General features: G+C 70.0%; 15 protein-coding genes and 1 pseudogene. 2 read left to right on the top strand and 14 right to left on the bottom strand.

Translation table 11 applies throughout. From position 1 onward, the window contains the following. Nucleotides 1-46 precede the first annotated feature (46 nt). The 14 genes from HY68_RS25555 to HY68_RS25490 form a co-directional block, all read right to left on the bottom strand. On the bottom strand, nt 47-1,204 hold the full coding sequence (locus tag HY68_RS25555; RefSeq protein WP_041992806.1) for a Rieske 2Fe-2S domain-containing protein: 1,158 nt from the start codon (nt 1,202-1,204) through the stop codon (nt 47-49). After that, nucleotides 1,194-1,532, bottom strand: coding sequence for a hypothetical protein (locus tag HY68_RS25550; protein ID WP_041992804.1), 339 nt, complete (start codon nt 1,530-1,532; stop codon nt 1,194-1,196). The genes HY68_RS25555 and HY68_RS25550 overlap by 11 nt, the downstream gene beginning before the upstream one ends. Continuing rightward, nucleotides 1,529-2,608, bottom strand: coding sequence for a cupin domain-containing protein (locus HY68_RS25545; protein WP_041992801.1), 1,080 nt, complete (start codon nt 2,606-2,608; stop codon nt 1,529-1,531). The genes HY68_RS25550 and HY68_RS25545 overlap by 4 nt, the downstream gene beginning before the upstream one ends. 34 nt (nt 2,609-2,642) lie before the next feature. Beyond that, nucleotides 2,643-3,749: an extracellular solute-binding protein gene (locus tag HY68_RS25540; RefSeq protein WP_041992798.1), complete on the bottom strand. Its 1,107-nt coding sequence runs from the start codon at nt 3,747-3,749 to the stop codon at nt 2,643-2,645. A 17-nt stretch (nt 3,750-3,766) separates the two neighbouring features. Next, on the bottom strand, nt 3,767-5,665 hold the full coding sequence (locus tag HY68_RS25535; protein WP_157874387.1) for an iron ABC transporter permease: 1,899 nt from the start codon (nt 5,663-5,665) through the stop codon (nt 3,767-3,769). Continuing rightward, on the bottom strand, nt 5,662-6,837 hold the full coding sequence (locus HY68_RS25530; RefSeq protein ID WP_241778677.1) for an ABC transporter ATP-binding protein: 1,176 nt from the start codon (nt 6,835-6,837) through the stop codon (nt 5,662-5,664). The genes HY68_RS25535 and HY68_RS25530 overlap by 4 nt, the downstream gene beginning before the upstream one ends. A gap of 125 nt (nt 6,838-6,962) precedes the next feature. Further along, entirely contained in the window at nt 6,963-7,943 is a 981-nt protein-coding gene (locus HY68_RS25525; protein WP_041992791.1) for a PDR/VanB family oxidoreductase, read from the bottom strand. A 7-nt stretch (nt 7,944-7,950) separates the two neighbouring features. After that, on the bottom strand, nt 7,951-8,661 hold the full coding sequence (locus tag HY68_RS25520) for a 4-carboxy-4-hydroxy-2-oxoadipate aldolase/oxaloacetate decarboxylase (RefSeq protein ID WP_078863778.1): 711 nt from the start codon (nt 8,659-8,661) through the stop codon (nt 7,951-7,953). Then, nucleotides 8,658-9,356 carry an RraA family protein gene (locus HY68_RS25515; protein ID WP_241778676.1) on the bottom strand — a complete coding sequence of 233 codons (699 nt, stop codon included), beginning with the start codon at nt 9,354-9,356 and terminating at the stop codon, nt 8,658-8,660. Before HY68_RS25515 ends, HY68_RS25520 begins: the two co-directional genes overlap by 4 nt. Further along, nucleotides 9,353-10,108, bottom strand: a complete 756-nt coding sequence (locus tag HY68_RS25510; protein WP_078863777.1) for a 4-carboxy-4-hydroxy-2-oxoadipate aldolase/oxaloacetate decarboxylase — start codon at nt 10,106-10,108, stop codon at nt 9,353-9,355. Before HY68_RS25510 ends, HY68_RS25515 begins: the two co-directional genes overlap by 4 nt. Beyond that, complete coding sequence (locus HY68_RS25505) at nt 10,105-11,139, bottom strand: hypothetical protein (RefSeq protein ID WP_041992788.1); 1,035 nt, start codon at nt 11,137-11,139, stop codon at nt 10,105-10,107. Before HY68_RS25505 ends, HY68_RS25510 begins: the two co-directional genes overlap by 4 nt. A gap of 6 nt (nt 11,140-11,145) precedes the next feature. Beyond that, the gene (locus HY68_RS25500) at nt 11,146-12,150 is read right to left on the bottom strand and encodes an amidohydrolase family protein (RefSeq protein WP_041992784.1); all 1,005 of its coding nucleotides are present in this window, start codon (nt 12,148-12,150) and stop codon (nt 11,146-11,148) included. A 252-nt stretch (nt 12,151-12,402) separates the two neighbouring features. Beyond that, on the bottom strand, nt 12,403-12,921 hold the full coding sequence (locus HY68_RS25495; protein ID WP_041992782.1) for a GNAT family N-acetyltransferase: 519 nt from the start codon (nt 12,919-12,921) through the stop codon (nt 12,403-12,405). A 41-nt stretch (nt 12,922-12,962) separates the two neighbouring features. Beyond that, nucleotides 12,963-13,529 carry an XRE family transcriptional regulator gene (locus tag HY68_RS25490; RefSeq protein ID WP_041992778.1) on the bottom strand — a complete coding sequence of 189 codons (567 nt, stop codon included), beginning with the start codon at nt 13,527-13,529 and terminating at the stop codon, nt 12,963-12,965. An 83-nt stretch (nt 13,530-13,612) separates the two neighbouring features. Between HY68_RS25490 and HY68_RS25485 the strand changes: the two genes are divergently transcribed. Both HY68_RS25485 and HY68_RS45460 read left to right on the top strand, forming a co-directional pair. Beyond that, complete coding sequence (locus HY68_RS25485; RefSeq protein WP_041992776.1) at nt 13,613-14,446, top strand: serine/threonine protein kinase; 834 nt, start codon at nt 13,613-13,615, stop codon at nt 14,444-14,446. A gap of 8 nt (nt 14,447-14,454) precedes the next feature. Further along, nucleotides 14,455-14,595, top strand: a pseudogene (locus HY68_RS45460) (acyltransferase); the annotation flags it as partial.

Raw genomic sequence — 14,595 nt, 5'->3', positions numbered from 1 at the left:
GCCACGACCGGCTCGCCCGCGGCGATCCGCTCGGCCGGCGCCGTCATCAGACCCGGCCTTCGGTGACCGCGACCCGGGCCTGGCCACGGGAGACGTCGAAGGTGACCACCGCCTGGGCGGGGTCCCGGATCAGCGCCATCGGGTCCTCGCCCGCCTGGATCAGCTCGACCTGCTGCCGCAGCAGCCTGCGGTACATGGCGATGCCCTTGTCCTCGGCGCCCAGCATCTCCTTCGTACGGTCGTAGACGGCGCCCTGGGTCTCCCAGGCCATCCGGTCCTGGCTGGTGAAGGTGTTCATCGCGTGATCGCCTTCGGGGGTCGTCTCCGGCGGGATGCGCACCACCTCGGGCTCCTCGTCGTGGACCCGCTCCGCACCCGGCTTGTCCGGCAGCAGCCCGGCCCTGATGATCATGGTGTGTTCGTCGTCGACGGGCACCCGCCAGTGCAGGGCCTGCAACGGGCCCTCGGGCAGCCGCAGGATGTTGGGGAAGACCAGCGGATGGCCGGTCTCCTCCTCCACGGCCCCGGTGGTGTCGCGGTAGACCCGGCGCTTGATGATGCCCCACTCGAACTGCTCGAACGAGTACTTCTCGATGGGGCGGTAGTAGTAGCTGCCCCGGTCGATGCCCTTCACCTTCATGGTGTGGCCGTGCAGCCAGAAGGTGTGCACGGTGTCGACGGCGTTCTCCATCGGCTGGAGCCAGTTGCACTGCAGCTCCTGCTCGATGAAGAGGGTGAGCTTGCCGTCGCGGCGGTCCAGCACGTCCCACCGCGGCAGCACGGGCGGCTCGCCGGGACCGAGGTAGGCGAAGAGCAGCCCGCGGTAGGCCCGTACCGGATAGGCGGCGATCCTGGCGCGCTCGCGGGCCCGCCGGTTGTCCTGCTCGAAGGGCTGCTCCAGGCACTGCCCCGTGCTGTCGTACTTCCAGCCGTGGTACGGGCAGCGGATCTCACAGCCCTCGACGAAGCCGTAGTAGAGCGAGACCCGCCGGTGCGCGCACGACTCGGCGACCAGGGCGTAGCCGTTCTCCTCCGTCAGATAGAGCACCAGGTCCTCGCCCATGACCCGGATCCGCTTGGTGCGTTTGTCCGGGGAGAGGTCGGCGGTGACGGCGACGGGCTGCCAGTAGCGGCGCAGCAGGTCGCCCATCGGGGTGCCGGGGCCGACGCGGGTGAGAAACTCGTTCTCGGCTTCACTGATCATGATCATGCTCCTCTTGGTTCCGCAGGGCCTGCCGCAGCATGGCGGCGACGTCGCGCCGCAGGGCGCCGCGCTCCCCTTCGCCGCCCGCTGTCCAGCTGTCGGCGATCCGCCGCAGGTACGGCGCCGCCGCCGCGTCGGGGAGGCGCTCGATGAGCGGCTCGATGTCGCGTTCCAGCTCCTCCAGATAGCCCCAGGCCCTGTCGTCGGCCGCGCCCCAGCCGAGCCGTGCCTGGAGCGCGTTGAGATAGCTCCAGAAGTCGACCGTCAGCGTCTGCCCGTCGGTGGCAGGCCGGAAGTCCTCCTCGAAGCTGCGCTCCAGGGTGATCATTGCCGGGCCCTGGCGTAGACCTCGTCCATCCGGCTCTTCGCGCCGTTCTTGGCCAGTTCGGCCTCGAAGGTGGCACGCACCGAGGGATCCTCGTCCTGGTACTCGATCTGGTCGCCGCCCTCGGTGGTGGGGCGGTCGATGAGGAACTGCTTGAACAGCGGGTACTTCTTGCTGCCCCACCGCAGGGCCAGGTAACGGGCGGGCGTGGTACCGGTGTTGAAGTGCTGGTGGAACCACCGGTCGGGCGGTACGACGATCGAGCCCTGCTGCCAGTCCACCTTGCGGACCGGCTCGCCCTCACGCCACAGCAGCGAGAAGCCGGTGCCGCCGAGGATGATGACATGGGCGCCGGCGTTGTGCCGGTGAGCCTTCTTGTACGTTCCGGTCGGGAACTGCGAGACATGGCCGCAGAGGCTGTTGTCGGCGATCTCCAGCATGACGTTGGAGCCGCCCGCGCCGCGCGCCGCCCATGACTTGAGTTCGATGTCGGCGGCGTCCGGGATGAATCTGCTCTCCCAGACCCGGGACCGGTACGCGGTGCCGGCGCCGCTGAAGTCGTCCTTGTCGGAGCCGAACCGGTCGGTGAAGTCGAAGTCGCAGTCGTAGATGAACGAACGGTTGTGGAACATCCGCATCACGAGCGGTGCGCTGGTGACGGTGTAGAAGCGGGCCGGCTCCGACCCGCTGCCGTTGAAGTGCTGGGCGTGGGCGTTGAGCGGTACGGAGAACACACTGCCGGTGTTCCACTCGAAGCTGGTCTCCGTACCCGCCGCGTTCCACACCTTCGTGGAGCCCCGGCCGGCGACCACGTAGGTGATCTCCTCGTACAGATGCCGTTCCGGTGCCACCTGCCCGCCGGGGGCTATCTCGATGATGTGGGCGTCGTTGACGTCCTCGGTGCCCTCCAGCCTGGCGACGGCCGCCCGGCAGCCGCGCCGTGCCCAGTCGCCGAGTTCGACGGTGCGCAGGTCCTGGATGAACAGCCCCTCCACGACCTTCAGTCCCTCGTCCGTCAGCCACTGTTCGTAGGCCGTCGGGCGTTTGATGTCGGGCAGCTCGGTCTCGGCGGTGGTCATGCGTGTTCTCCTTGTCGGCGGTGCTGTGTGTGGGTTAGTTGGCACCGATGAGGCTCTTGATCAAGGTCGTCGCCTTCGCGACACCCTGGGTGAGGAATTCCCACGAGTTGGTGTCGAAGTACGTCACACCGTCCTTCGGCACCTCCCACTCCGGCAGGCTGGCCGGCGGCTTCACGTCGGTGCGGGTGCTGGAGCTGCCGTACGCGGTGTTCCACGCCTTGTTGCCGTCGGGGCAGGCCAGCCACTGGGCGAGCAGCTTGGCGCCGTTCGGGTGCGGGGGCTTGTCCGAGACGGCCAGGAAGCCGAACCCGCTGGTGGTCTGCTGCAGATCGGGCGCGACGACCTGGATGGGCAGTCCGTCGTCCATGGCCTTGGCGACGTCGAGCTGGCCGAGGGCGAGGGCGATCGGGTACTTGCCGCGCGCCAGGTCGTCGGTGCCCTGCCGGGAGTCGGTGATGAGCACCGGCTGCTGGTCCTTGTAGAGCTGCTTGACGAACGCGTCGCCGTAGCCGGGTGCCGCCTGGAACATACCGACGTTGTAGATCGCGCCGCCGGGGCTGCGCGGGTCGATCGTGGCGATCTTGCCCTTCCACTTCGGGTCGAGCAGGTCCTTCCAGGTCTTGATCTCGTCGGGCTTCACCTTGTCGGTGTTGATGACGACGGGGACGCTGACGTAGCGGCTGATGCTGAGGATCTCCTTGTCCGGGTCGACGAACGGCACCGTGCCGCCGCGCCAGGACTTGGGGTCGAGCTCCGCCGGGGTCAGCACCTTGGTGAGCGGGGTGATCCACTTCTGTGCGTGGTACGTGTTGGCCATGGTGTCGGCGCCGCCGACGAACACGTCCTGGGAGTAGATCCCGGCCTTACGCTCGGACAGCAGCCGGGCGGCGTTGTCCTTGCCGCTGGTGCCGATGTAGTCGAGTTTCACCCCGTAGGTCTGCTGGAACGCCTGCGGCAGCTGCTGGCGGATGGTGTCGGTGGGCGAGCCCGACATGACGACCTTGCCCTCCTTCTTGGCCGCCGCCGCCAGCGTCCCGGAGGGGGCCGGGCAGGCGCTGTCGACCTTGCCCGAGGCGCCGAGGGTGGTGGATCCGGAGTCGTCGGACGAACCGCCGCCGCACGCGGTGGCCGCGAGGGCCACCACCGTGCCCGCGCAGATCAGCTTCCAGTTACGGTGAGCGAGGAATCTGTTGATGACGCACCTGCTTTCGTTGTGGGGCGGGGGTTCCGCGGCGCGCGGCCCGGCGTACTGCCCGGCGCGCGGCTGTCGCGGCGGCGCGGACGCGCCTTGCGCAGCCGGCTGCCGCTCAGCGCGCGGGCCAGCAGGGCCACCCCGACCGTGAGCATGCTGATGAGGACGCCCAGGACCGATGCCTGTTCGAGCACACCGCTGGTGCTGTACTCCAGGAGCAGGATCGACAGGGGCCTGGAGTCGTTGCTGCTGAGCAGCACGACCGTGCTGACGTCGCTCACCGCCGCGTGGAAGGTGAGCACTCCCGCCGCGGCCACCGAGGGGCCGAGCAGCGGGAGGAGGATATGGGCGTAGCTGCGGAGCTGGCTGGCGCCGCAGATGCGGGCCGCCCGGTCCAGGTCGGGACTGATCTGGGCGATGGCCGCCTTCAACTGCTGGGTACCGGTGGCCATATGGCTGATGACCAGCGCGATGATCAGCCCGAAGAGATTGCCGTAGAGGACGGTGCGCAGCGGGGTGCCGAGGTAGACCCACAGCAGGCCGAGACCGAGCAGCATGCCGGGGACGGCGGCCGGCAGCCAGGCCATCACGTCGATGCCGCCCCGGGTCGGCAGGGTGCTGCGGACCACGGCGAAGGCGATGACGAAGTAGACCAGCACACCGATGAGGGTGGCGAGCACACCGATGATCAGTGTGTTGCGCACGGACGAGGCGAACAGGTTGTCGTTGAACAGGGCCGACCAGTGCGCCGTGGTGAAGGGGTTCTTGAGCTGGAAGAAGCCGAACCTGCGCATGAAGGAGCCGAGCAGGATGGCGCCCATCGGCAGCACGACGGTGATGACGGCGTACAGCGAGAGCGATCCGGCGACGACCCAGCGGCGTACCCGGCCGAGCCGGATCGGCTCGTCGTTGAAGGTGTGCGCGCCGACGGTGATGTAGCTGCGACTGCGGGTGGCGAGCCGCTGCATGATCGCCAGCATGATGAGGATCGGGATGAAGACCGAGCCGAGGGCGGTGGCCGTGCCGAACTCGGGTGGTGAGTTCTGCAGCCAGTTGTAGATCTGCGTCGAGTAGACGTTCAGCCCGATCGGGGTGCCCAGCAGCAGCTCGATCTCGAAGGTCTTCAGCGAGTAGACGAAGCTGAGCAGGGTGGCGGCGACGATGGCGGGCCGCATCACGGGCACGGTGATGAGGACGAGCGTACGGAGCCGGCTGGCGCCGCAGATCTGCGCCGCCTCCTCCATGGACCGGCTCATCCTGCGGAAGGCCGGCACCAGCAGGATCACCATGATGGGGACGGTCGTCGTGGTGAGGTGGGCCCAGATGATGCCCCAGTAACTGTAGATGTTGAACGGGCCGTTGGTGATGTCACCGAGCCCCGGGATCATTCTGACCACCTGGTTGGCGACGCCGTTGGCCGGGTCGAGGAGCAGGATCCAGCCGAGGGTCATCGACAGGGACGGGATGAAGAACGAGAACCAGAGGAAGACTTCGATGATCTTGGCGCCCGGCATGTCGGTTCGGGCGATGAGCCAGGAGATGACGGTGGCGATGACCATACCGATGAGCACGCGCGGTACGGCGAGCCGCAGTGTGTTCCATCCCGAGTGCCACAGCGTGCCGTTGGCGAAGGCGTGGCGCCAGTTGTCCAGGCCGTAGGACGCGGGGTCGCCCGGCCCCGCCACGTTGAGGCTGTTGAACAGCAGCAGCGCGACGGGCACGACGGTCACGGCGGCGACCAGCAGCAGGAAGACGATGCCGGCGAGGCGTGAGCCGCTCGAGCGGCGGGCGCGTATCAGGGTGCGTACCGGCGCGGGCAGCGACTCGGTCTCCTCCGGGGTCACCGGCGGCAGCAGGCCGGTCACAGCGGCCACACCATCGCGCGCTGCGGGTCGACCTCGACGACGACCTCGTCACCCGGCTGATGGACGACCCTGCGCGGCGCGCTGAGCAGGACGTTGGATCCGGCGATGTCGAGTACGTACTCGAAGCTGTCGCCGAGGTAGACGGACGACAGCACCCGCCCCGCCACCTGGTTCGGTGCCGGTCCGGCCACACCGGCGGCCTTGATGTCGACGTCCTCGGGGCGCAGGTGCACACCCACCCGGTCGCCTTCGCCGAGTCCGGCCGGCACATCGGCGCCGACGATCTCGCCCACCCGCAGCGCGCCGGTGTCGAGCAGGATGCGGCCCTTGCCGGTGTCGCCGGTGACCACGCCCTCGACCACGACGAGCCGGCCGAGGAAGTCCCGTACGAACGGTGTCTTCGGGTGCTCGTACAGCTCGGTGGGCCGGCCGACCTGCTCGATCTTGCCCTTGTTCATCACCGCGAGCCGGTCGGCCAGGGACAGTGCCTCGTCCTGGTCGTGCGTGACGAAGAGCATCGTGATGCCCAGTTCCTGGTTGAGCCTGCGGATCTCCCGGCGCATCTGGGTGCGCAGTTTGGCGTCCAGGTTCGACAACGGCTCGTCGAGCAGCAGCAGATCGGGGGTGTAGACGAGCGCCCTGGCGAGCGCGACCCGCTGCTGCTGACCGCCGGAGAGCAGGGTCGCGGGGCGGTCGGCCATCGCGCCGAGGCCGGTGATCTCCAGGATCTCCTCGACCCTGCGGCGCCGTTCGGCGCGCTTGACCCGGCGCATCCGCAGCGGGAAGCCGACGTTCTGGGCGACCGTCATGTGCGGCCAGATCGCGTAGGACTGGAACACCATCGCGATGTTGCGCTTCTCCGACGGCAGGAACGTGCCCTGCCCGGCGTCGGCAAGTGTGTTGCCCCGCATGGCGATCGAGCCCTCGTCGATCTTCTCAAGACCCGCCACCATCCGCAGCGATGTGCTCTTGCCGCAGCCGCTCGGGCCGAGGAGCGCGAATATCTCGCCCGGCCTGACGTCGAGGTCGATCCGGTCGACAGCGATGACGTCGTCGAACTTCCGTGTCACACCGGACAGTCGGAGCTGAGCGGCGGGCTCGGCCGCATTCTGGTCCGCCGGGTCCGCGGTGGGGCCTTTGAGGCGGTCCGGCGTGGTCGCCCTCATAGACATCTGCACTCCTCGGCTCGGTCCTGATTGGCATGACACTAACCAGGAATCCCTCATACAGAAATAGTTGTCACAACAGTTCTTCAGTGTGGAACTGTGACCCGAAGCCCCAGGTCAGAGGTATTGGTTCAGAGGTCGAGTGTGAGCAGCCGGGAGGCGGACCGGCCGACGCAGATCATCATTGTGTCGCCCCGCTCGCGCTCCTCGGCCGACAGCACGGTGTCGTGGTGTTCCGGCACACCGCCGAGCACCTTCGTCTCGCACGAGCCGCAGTAGCCCTCCTCGCAGGAGAACCCCACGTCGGGTACGACCTCGCGGGCGACGTCCAGCAGGGTGCGGTCCGGTGGGACGTCCAGCGTCACACCGCTGCGGCGCAGTTCGACCTTGAAACCACCGGCGCCCACCGGCGGTCCGGGCGCCGTCGCCGGCACACCGGGCGGTGCGCCGAACCGTTCGATGTGCAGGGCCCCGGGTGCGGCGAGCGCACACGCCTCGGTGACGGCGCGCACCATGCCCTCGGGGCCGCAGCAGTACACGGCGGCGCCCGACGGCGCTGCCCCGACCAGGGAGGGCACCGGCAGGATGCCGTGCTCGTCCTGCGGTACGACATGGACGCGCCCCGCGCCGAGTGTGGCCAGCGTTCCGGTGAACGCCATGCCGGCCCGGGTGCGTCCGCCGTAGTGCAACTCCCACGAGGCACCATCGGCCACGAGCCGGCGGACCATGGCCAGGATCGGGGTGATCCCGATACCGCCGGCCAGCAGCAGATAGTGCGGGGCGTCGACCAGTGCGAAGTGGTTGCGGGGCCCGCGTATCCGCAGTGTCCTGCCGACCAGCGCCGTCTCGTGCACTTCCGCCGAGCCGCCCCTGCCGTTCTGCTCGCGCAGCACGGCGACGGTGTAGGAGTACGGGTCGTCCAGCGGCCCGCACAGGGAGTACTGCCGGACCGTGCCGCTGGGGAGTGTGAGATCGATGTGCGCGCCGGGTGTCCAGGGCGGCAGCCGGCCGCCGGCCGGATCGGTCAGGGTCAGGGATACGACACCGGTGGCCTCCAGGCGTACCTGTCGGACCAGCAGCGCACGCGCGGCGAGGGGATCAGGATCGTTCATGGCCGGCTCAGTCCGTCGGGTCCGGCCGGAAGCCGTAGATGTCCAGGGTCAGTTCACCCTCGGCGATCCGGCTCATGTAGCGCGCCTCCGCCGCCTCGCGCGCGAGGCCGCCCGCCAGGACGTCCGCGGTGGCGGCCCGGGGGATCACCACCACACCGTCGGCGTCGGCCACGACGAGATCGCCCCGGTTGACGGTGGCGAGGCCCAGGGTGACGGGGGAACCGACGGTGCCCGGGTCGTTCTTGACCGTGGTGCGCACGGCCACCGAGGAACTGAACACGGGAAAGCCGCGCCGGCGCAGCTGGTCGGTGTCCCGTACCCCGCCGTCGATCACGAGCCCGAGCACCCCGCGCGCCTGCGCGGCCGCCGTGAGCACCTCGCCCCAGTAACCGCAGGCCTCCTGTCGGCCGTCGACCACCAGCACGTCGCCGGGCAGCGCCTGTTCGAGTGCGAGGTGCAGGGGGAGGTTGTCGGCGGGCGCGGTGGAGACGGGCAGCGCACGGCCGACCACGGCGGCGCCCGGCCACACCGGGCGGACGCGCGGCGGGAGGTAGCAGTCGAGCCCCGATGCCTCGTAGAGCGTGGCGGTGCCGAGCCGCGAGAGAGCGGCGGCGTCGGTGGGTGAGATGTCGGTGTGCGTGGTGTCCGTGGGGGTGATGTCGGTGTGCGGTGTGTCGGTGTGCGGTGTGTCGGTGTGTTCCGAAGCGGCGGTCGTCATGCCTGGTTCCTCTGCAGCAGGTGGTATCCGTGGGCGGCCCGCGCCGCGGCAAGCGAACTGCCGGCCAGCACGTCCTCGACGATGCGCTCCTCGCGCTCGTGGATGGTGCGGCAGATGTCGGCGAGTTCGTCCTCGACGTCGAGCGGTACGGTCACCGCTCCGTCGTCGTCGGCGATGATCAGCTGGCCGGGCGCGATCTGGACCCCGGCGACGCTGACCGGGCACTGGACGTCCCGTACCTCGACCCGGTCCTTGCCGGTGCGCATGTAACGGCCCCGGGTGAAGAGGGGATAGCCGACGCCGAGGGCCCGGTGCACATCGCGGCAGACACCGTCGATCAGGGTGCCGGCCACCCCGCGGTCGTCGGCCATCGCGGTGAGGATGTCGCCCCACACCGTGCAGTCGGTGCGCCCGCCGTTGTCGAGTACGGCCACCTCACCGGGGCGCACGTCGTCCAGATAGTCGCCCACCGTGCCCGCCGGATGTCCTGCGGCCATGTACGAGACGGTGTAGGCGCGGCCGAAGACGCGCGTGCCGGGGGTGAGCTGGCCGATGCCGTGCAGACATCCGGCCCTGCCGATCCGGTCGAGGGCGTCGGAGACGGTCGCGGTCGAGTAGCCGCGCAGCGGATGGCCGGGCCCTGTCCCGGGCTCGGTCCCGTCGGCGGTTCCACGGGGGCTGAGTTGATCGGTCACGAGCCGGACTCCTCGGTCGCGGGAAACTGACTGTCGTGCATCACGTCGGCCACCGGCCGTCCCCGGTCGACCGCTTCGGCCATGGCGGCCTCCCTGGCGACGATCCGCTCGGCGAACGCGACGATCCGCTCGGCGTCCTGGCCGGGTACGAAGGCGACGCCGTTGCCGTCGGCGATGACGAAGTCCCCCGGACCGACATCGATCTCGCCGAACCGGATCGTCTCGTCCATGGCGAGTTGCACCACCCGGCCGCGCGCGCTGACCGGCACGACGGCCCGTGCGAAGACCGGCATCCCGAGGTCGCGGCTCTCGCTCGCGTCCCGGCAGGCACCGTCGACCACGACTCCGGCGACGCCTCTGGCGACAGCGGCCCTGCTGAGGATCCCGCCCCAGCAGGAGACGTCCAGCCGGCCGTCGTTGGCGATGACGATCACATCGTCAGGGCCCGAGATGTCCACGGCCGCGGCCGCGATGTGCCCGGCGGGCCGGTCCGAGCGGCGCGGCCCCGCCGTCACCGTACGTACCCGTCCCGCGATCACCCGGTCCACCTGCCACACCGGAGCGGGGCCGAGCACCACGCTCGCCAGCCCGTACGCGTCGAGCGCGTCGGAGACCGCGCAGGAGTCGAGCGCCCGCAGCCGGTCGAGCACACCATCGACGGGGGCCGGCTCCGGTGTGACGGCCCGCTCCGGTGTGACGTCCTGGCCCGGTGTGACGTGCTGGCCCGGTGTGAGCGCCTGTTCCGTTGTCATGCGCCGTCCTTGTCGCCGGGAGCCTGCCAGGTCATGAAGGCCATCGCACAGCCGGTCCCGGCCTCGGCGCGGTAACACGGCTGGTAGTCCACGAGTTCGGCGTCGAGTGCGGTGTCCCGCAGCGCGCCGGCCAGCACGATCCAGTTCCGCAGTTCGGAGGTGCCCGACCGCAGCACGTCGTCCGGCAGCGCCCGCAGGTACTCCGCGTCACGGTCCGCCAGGGCGGCGAGGAAGGCGCGGTCCAGTTCCTCGTCCACGACGAAGTGACTCAGCCCGCCGGAGGCGACAAGCCCCACCCGCAGCCCTTCGGGGAACGCCCGTATCGCCTCGCCGAGCGCCACACCGAAGTCGTAACAGCGCGCCGCAGACGGCGGGTTGGGCTGCCAGAAGGTGTTCACGAAGACCGGCACGGTCGGCGGTACGTCACGGCCGCCGAGCACCTGCTGGAAGATGAAGCCCCAGCCGTGCGGAATTCCTGAGTTGCCCCACTCCCCCGGCGGCAGGTGCTTGGACGCCGCCGGATCGAAGCCGGCGGCCGACGTCTGGCCGATCAGATGTCCGGCGAGGGCGGGATGACCGGCCCGTACCGTGCTGCGCTCGGGCTGGTTGGCGACCTCGGCCACGGCCAGGCCCGGCTTCATCCCGTCCAACTGCTCCTGGCTGAAGGGCTCGTGGCGCATGGTGTCGCCCCAGTAGACGGCGAACTGCGGCAGCAGCTCGTCGCCGAAGACTTCCTTGTGGTCGCTGCTCACGACCACCAGGACGTCGAGGGCCGCGTCCTTGATCCGCCTGCCGAGCTCCGTGACGGCGGCGCGGCTCGCGGTGTGCCGGCGGCGGCGCTCGTCCGGCGCGCACTCAGCGGCGAAGCCCGGTGCGCGCAGCGCGAGCAGTTCGTCGTAGGGGTACTCGACGCCCCGGTAGACCAGTGCCTTGTTGGCACGGTCGGCGCCGGCCCGCAGATCCCAGTCGTCCGGCGGTGTGTTCAGCAGCGGCCCGTGCGAGGTGCCGACGCCCAGTACGAGTTCGGCCACGGTGCCTCACACCTCCAGCCGGAACAGCTTGGCCGCATTGGTCTCGAACAGCGCCGACCTGTCGTCGTCGGTCAGCCAGTCGATGTCCTGGATCAGCAGATGGATGTCGTCCACCCAGCGGCCGGTCGCCGGGTCCTTCACCGATCCGGTGCCGGGCTTCTCCGTGCCGAACAGACAGCGGTCCACACCGACGGTGCGGATCAGGAACTCGATCGAGTCACGGGTGTAGAGGCAGGTGTCGTAGTACAGGCGGCGCAGCCGCTCCTCGAAGGTGGTGCCGGCCCGGAACGCCGCCGGGTAGAAGCGGCCCTTCTGGTACGGCACGGCGCCGCCGCCGTGCGACACGACGATCTTCAGCTCGGGGAAGTCGTCGAGGACGGTCGACTGGAGCAGTCCGGCGACGGCCAGGGTCTCCTCCTGCACGAAGTGCAGCGAGTAGCTTTCCCTGGCCGGGGGCCGGCAGGCGGCCGAGTGGATGATCGCCGGCACGTCGAGCTCGCACAGCGCCTCCCACACCGGGTACCAGAAGCGGTCGCCGATGGCCGGCGGCGGCTGCAGTCCTTCGTACGGGTCGGTGTTCAACGTCGCGCCGACGAAGCCGAGTTCGGTCACGCAGCGGCGCAGTTCCTTCGTCCAGGCAGCCGGGTCGAGCGCCATCGACTGCGGCATACCGGCGACCCCGCGGAACCGGCTGTCGGCCTCGCAGCACAGCGCGATGACGTCGTTGGTCTCCTCGGTGAACCACTCGACCAGCTTGGCCGGGCTCTCACTGTGCATCATCTGGAACGGCCGGGGTGAGATGAACTGGATGTCCACCCCGGCCTCGTCGAGGTGGCGCAGGTGCGAGACGTTGCCGAAGCTCGGGTGCGGTGCGTTCAGCGCCTCCACCACGTGTTCCTTGGTCACTCCCGAGCGCCCACGCCCATGAGCGCCGCGGTGGGAGAGAAGTCCGGCTTTGTACGCGTAGAGCTTGTCGGGGGCCGTGACATGCCCGTGGACGTCGATATACATCGCGCTGTCCTCCTCGTGGACGTAACGGGCAGCGGCCCGCCGTGACCCGGGGAGGAGATCTCAGAGTCCTACCCGGGTGTCCTGAACCATAAGGAGGGTGCGCCCTATGCGGAATAGTTCGTACATGAATTCCTCATAGCGGTACGCAGGGCGACTTCCGGCCATCCAGGGCCGGTGTTCGGACATCGTGGCCGATAAGGCGACATACTAAGCCCCTTGGGTGCCGGTGGACCGGTCGCAGGCGCAGCTTCTTCAGCTGATCCTTTTGTAGAAGAAAGTGCAGTCCTGGAGGGTGCCGAACGGGTCGGTGGCATAGCCCGGCACCAGCCCGTACGGGGTCCAGCCCGCCGCGCGGTAGAGGCGGTCGGCGGCGCTGCCGGTCTCGGTGTCCAGGGTCAGCAGGGCGATTCCGGCCAGGGCGGCAGCGCGCTCGGTGGTCGCCAGCAACGTACGGGCCAGCCCCCGGCCACGGGCGTCGGGCCGCACCATGAGCTTGACGACCTCCGCGCGGTGCCGACCGTTCGCCTTGCCGCCGAGGGCCAGGCTGACGGTGCCGGTGACGCCGGCGGGGCCTTCGGCGACCCAGACCAGCAGACCGCCGTCGGCCACGGCAGGGGCACGGTCGCGCCACCAGCGCGCGGCGGCCCGCCGGTCGAGGGGCGCCAGGAAGCCGACGGACGCACCGCCCGCGACGGTCTCGGCGAGCAGCAGGGACAGCCCGTCCAGCCGGTCGGCGAAGCCGTCCGGGGAGAGCGGAGTGACGGTGTGCACGGCAGCCCCCTTCGTTTCAGGCCCCTTCATTTCAGAGCCGTTCACGGCAGGACGATCATCAGGGCGTACCGCACGGGTCCGGGCCCCGGGCAGTGGAACCGGGAGGCGCCCCACAGCCGGAAGCGCAGACAGTCGCCGGCCCGCAGCTCGTGCGTCGCGCCGCCCGCGCTGATCTCCAGCGCGCCGTCCAGAACCCAGATGTGCTGCTCAAGACCTGGCACCGGCGGCTCGTCGTACGAGACGCCGCCGCCCGCCAGCAGCACGCCCTCGACCAGTTCGCCGCGCAGCCCGGGGTGCGGCGGGGAGACCGATCTACGGGTGAAGCCGGCCGCTTCGTCCCGCCAGAGCGACTGCCGCTCGGCCCTGACCAGTTGGGGCGGCTCCGACTCCACCTCGGCCAGCAGCCGGGACATCGTGCGCCCGTACACGGCGCACAGCTTGTTCAGCAGCGCGGCGGTCGGGCTGATCTCGGCACGCTCCAGCCGCGAGAGGGTGGAGCGGCTCACCCCCGTACGCTCCGCCAGTTCGTCCAGCGCCCAGCCGTGCTCGACGCGCAGTTCGGCGAGCCGACCGGCCAGCCGGGTCTCGACATCGTTCTCGCTTCTCATATTCGAGAATATATCCCGAATACGGGAGAGACTGTTCGTCTGCGCCGGTGAGCGGGAAGGTCAACCGATGGCACGATGAGCGCATGGCCGTTCATCCGCTGTTGGCAGTCCAAGAGACCCCCGAACTGGAGCCGTTCCTCGGCCGGGTGGGCGAGGTGTTCACCACCTTCCGCGGCCAGGACTCGGGATGTGTGTCCTACGGCGTGCGGCTCACCGACGGCAAGCGCTGGTTCGTCAAGGAGGCGCGGACGGAGGACGGCCAGCGGTCGCTGGACCGGGGCTGGGCCTTCCACCGGGCCATCCGGCACCCGGCGATCGTGCCGCAGGTCCACCGGATCGCGGTGGCGGGCCGCTGGGCCGTGGTGATGCCCTGGCGGGACGGCGAGGTGCTGTACCGGCCCACCGCCGACGCGCCCGGTGACCGGACGAGCCCCGGCAGTGCGATGGCCAGGTTCCGGGCGCTGCCGGTGGCCGAGGTGCTGCGGGCCCTGGACCGGATCCTGGACGCGCATCTCGCGGTCGAGGACGCGGGCAGGGTGGCCGTCGACTTCTACGACGCCTCGCTGCTCTACGACTTCACGGAGCGCAAACTCCACCTCATCGACCTCGACGAGTACCGTCCCGGCCCGTTCGAGCTGTCGCATGACCGACTGCCGGGCTCCCGGCGGTACATGGCGCCCGAGGAGTCCGAGCGGGGCGCCGTCATCGACGCGCGCACGACGGTCTTCACCCTCGGCCGCGCAGCGCGCCTGCTGCTGGACGCCGGCGACGAGGAAGCGGCCTGGCGCGGCAACGCCGCCCAACTCGCGGTGATCGCACGGGCCGTCCGCTTCGACCCGGCGGAACGCTTCGAGACGCTCAGAGAGTTCGCCGACGCCTGGCGGGCGGCCGGTCAGCCGCCCGCGACGGCCGGCTGACCCCGCCCGGCCTGCTGGTCGGCCGGCCGCTGCCGGGTCTGCACACCGCCCCGGACGGTGCGGGCTGGGTCCTCGCCCGGCTGGCCTGGCTGCCGGTCTTCGCCGCGGCGCTGCTGGTGTGCTGGGCGGCGTTCCGCCGCTACGAACAG

Source organism: Streptomyces sp. AcH 505 (genome assembly GCF_000818175.1).
Lineage (GTDB): Bacteria > Actinomycetota > Actinomycetes > Streptomycetales > Streptomycetaceae > Streptomyces.
This window is presented reverse-complemented; position numbering and strand designations above follow the sequence as displayed.

Excerpts from the sequence above, each read along its gene's own strand:
- HY68_RS25510 (WP_078863777.1), bottom strand. The coding sequence starts at position 10,108 with ATGACAACGGAACAGGCGCTCACACCGGGCCAGCACGTCACACCGGGC.
- HY68_RS25545 (WP_041992801.1), bottom strand. The coding sequence starts at position 2,608 with ATGACCACCGCCGAGACCGAGCTGCCCGACATCAAACGCCCGACGGCC.
- HY68_RS25550 (WP_041992804.1), bottom strand. The coding sequence starts at position 1,532 with ATGATCACCCTGGAGCGCAGCTTCGAGGAGGACTTCCGGCCTGCCACC.
- HY68_RS25525 (WP_041992791.1), bottom strand. The coding sequence starts at position 7,943 with ATGAACGATCCTGATCCCCTCGCCGCGCGTGCGCTGCTGGTCCGACAG.
- HY68_RS25485 (WP_041992776.1), top strand. The coding sequence starts at position 13,613 with ATGGCCGTTCATCCGCTGTTGGCAGTCCAAGAGACCCCCGAACTGGAG.
- HY68_RS25520 (WP_078863778.1), bottom strand. The coding sequence starts at position 8,661 with ATGACGACCGCCGCTTCGGAACACACCGACACACCGCACACCGACACA.
- HY68_RS25555 (WP_041992806.1), bottom strand. The coding sequence starts at position 1,204 with ATGATCAGTGAAGCCGAGAACGAGTTTCTCACCCGCGTCGGCCCCGGC.
- HY68_RS25530 (WP_241778677.1), bottom strand. The coding sequence starts at position 6,837 with ATGTCTATGAGGGCGACCACGCCGGACCGCCTCAAAGGCCCCACCGCG.
- HY68_RS25490 (WP_041992778.1), bottom strand. The coding sequence starts at position 13,529 with ATGAGAAGCGAGAACGATGTCGAGACCCGGCTGGCCGGTCGGCTCGCC.
- HY68_RS25500 (WP_041992784.1), bottom strand. The coding sequence starts at position 12,150 with ATGTATATCGACGTCCACGGGCATGTCACGGCCCCCGACAAGCTCTAC.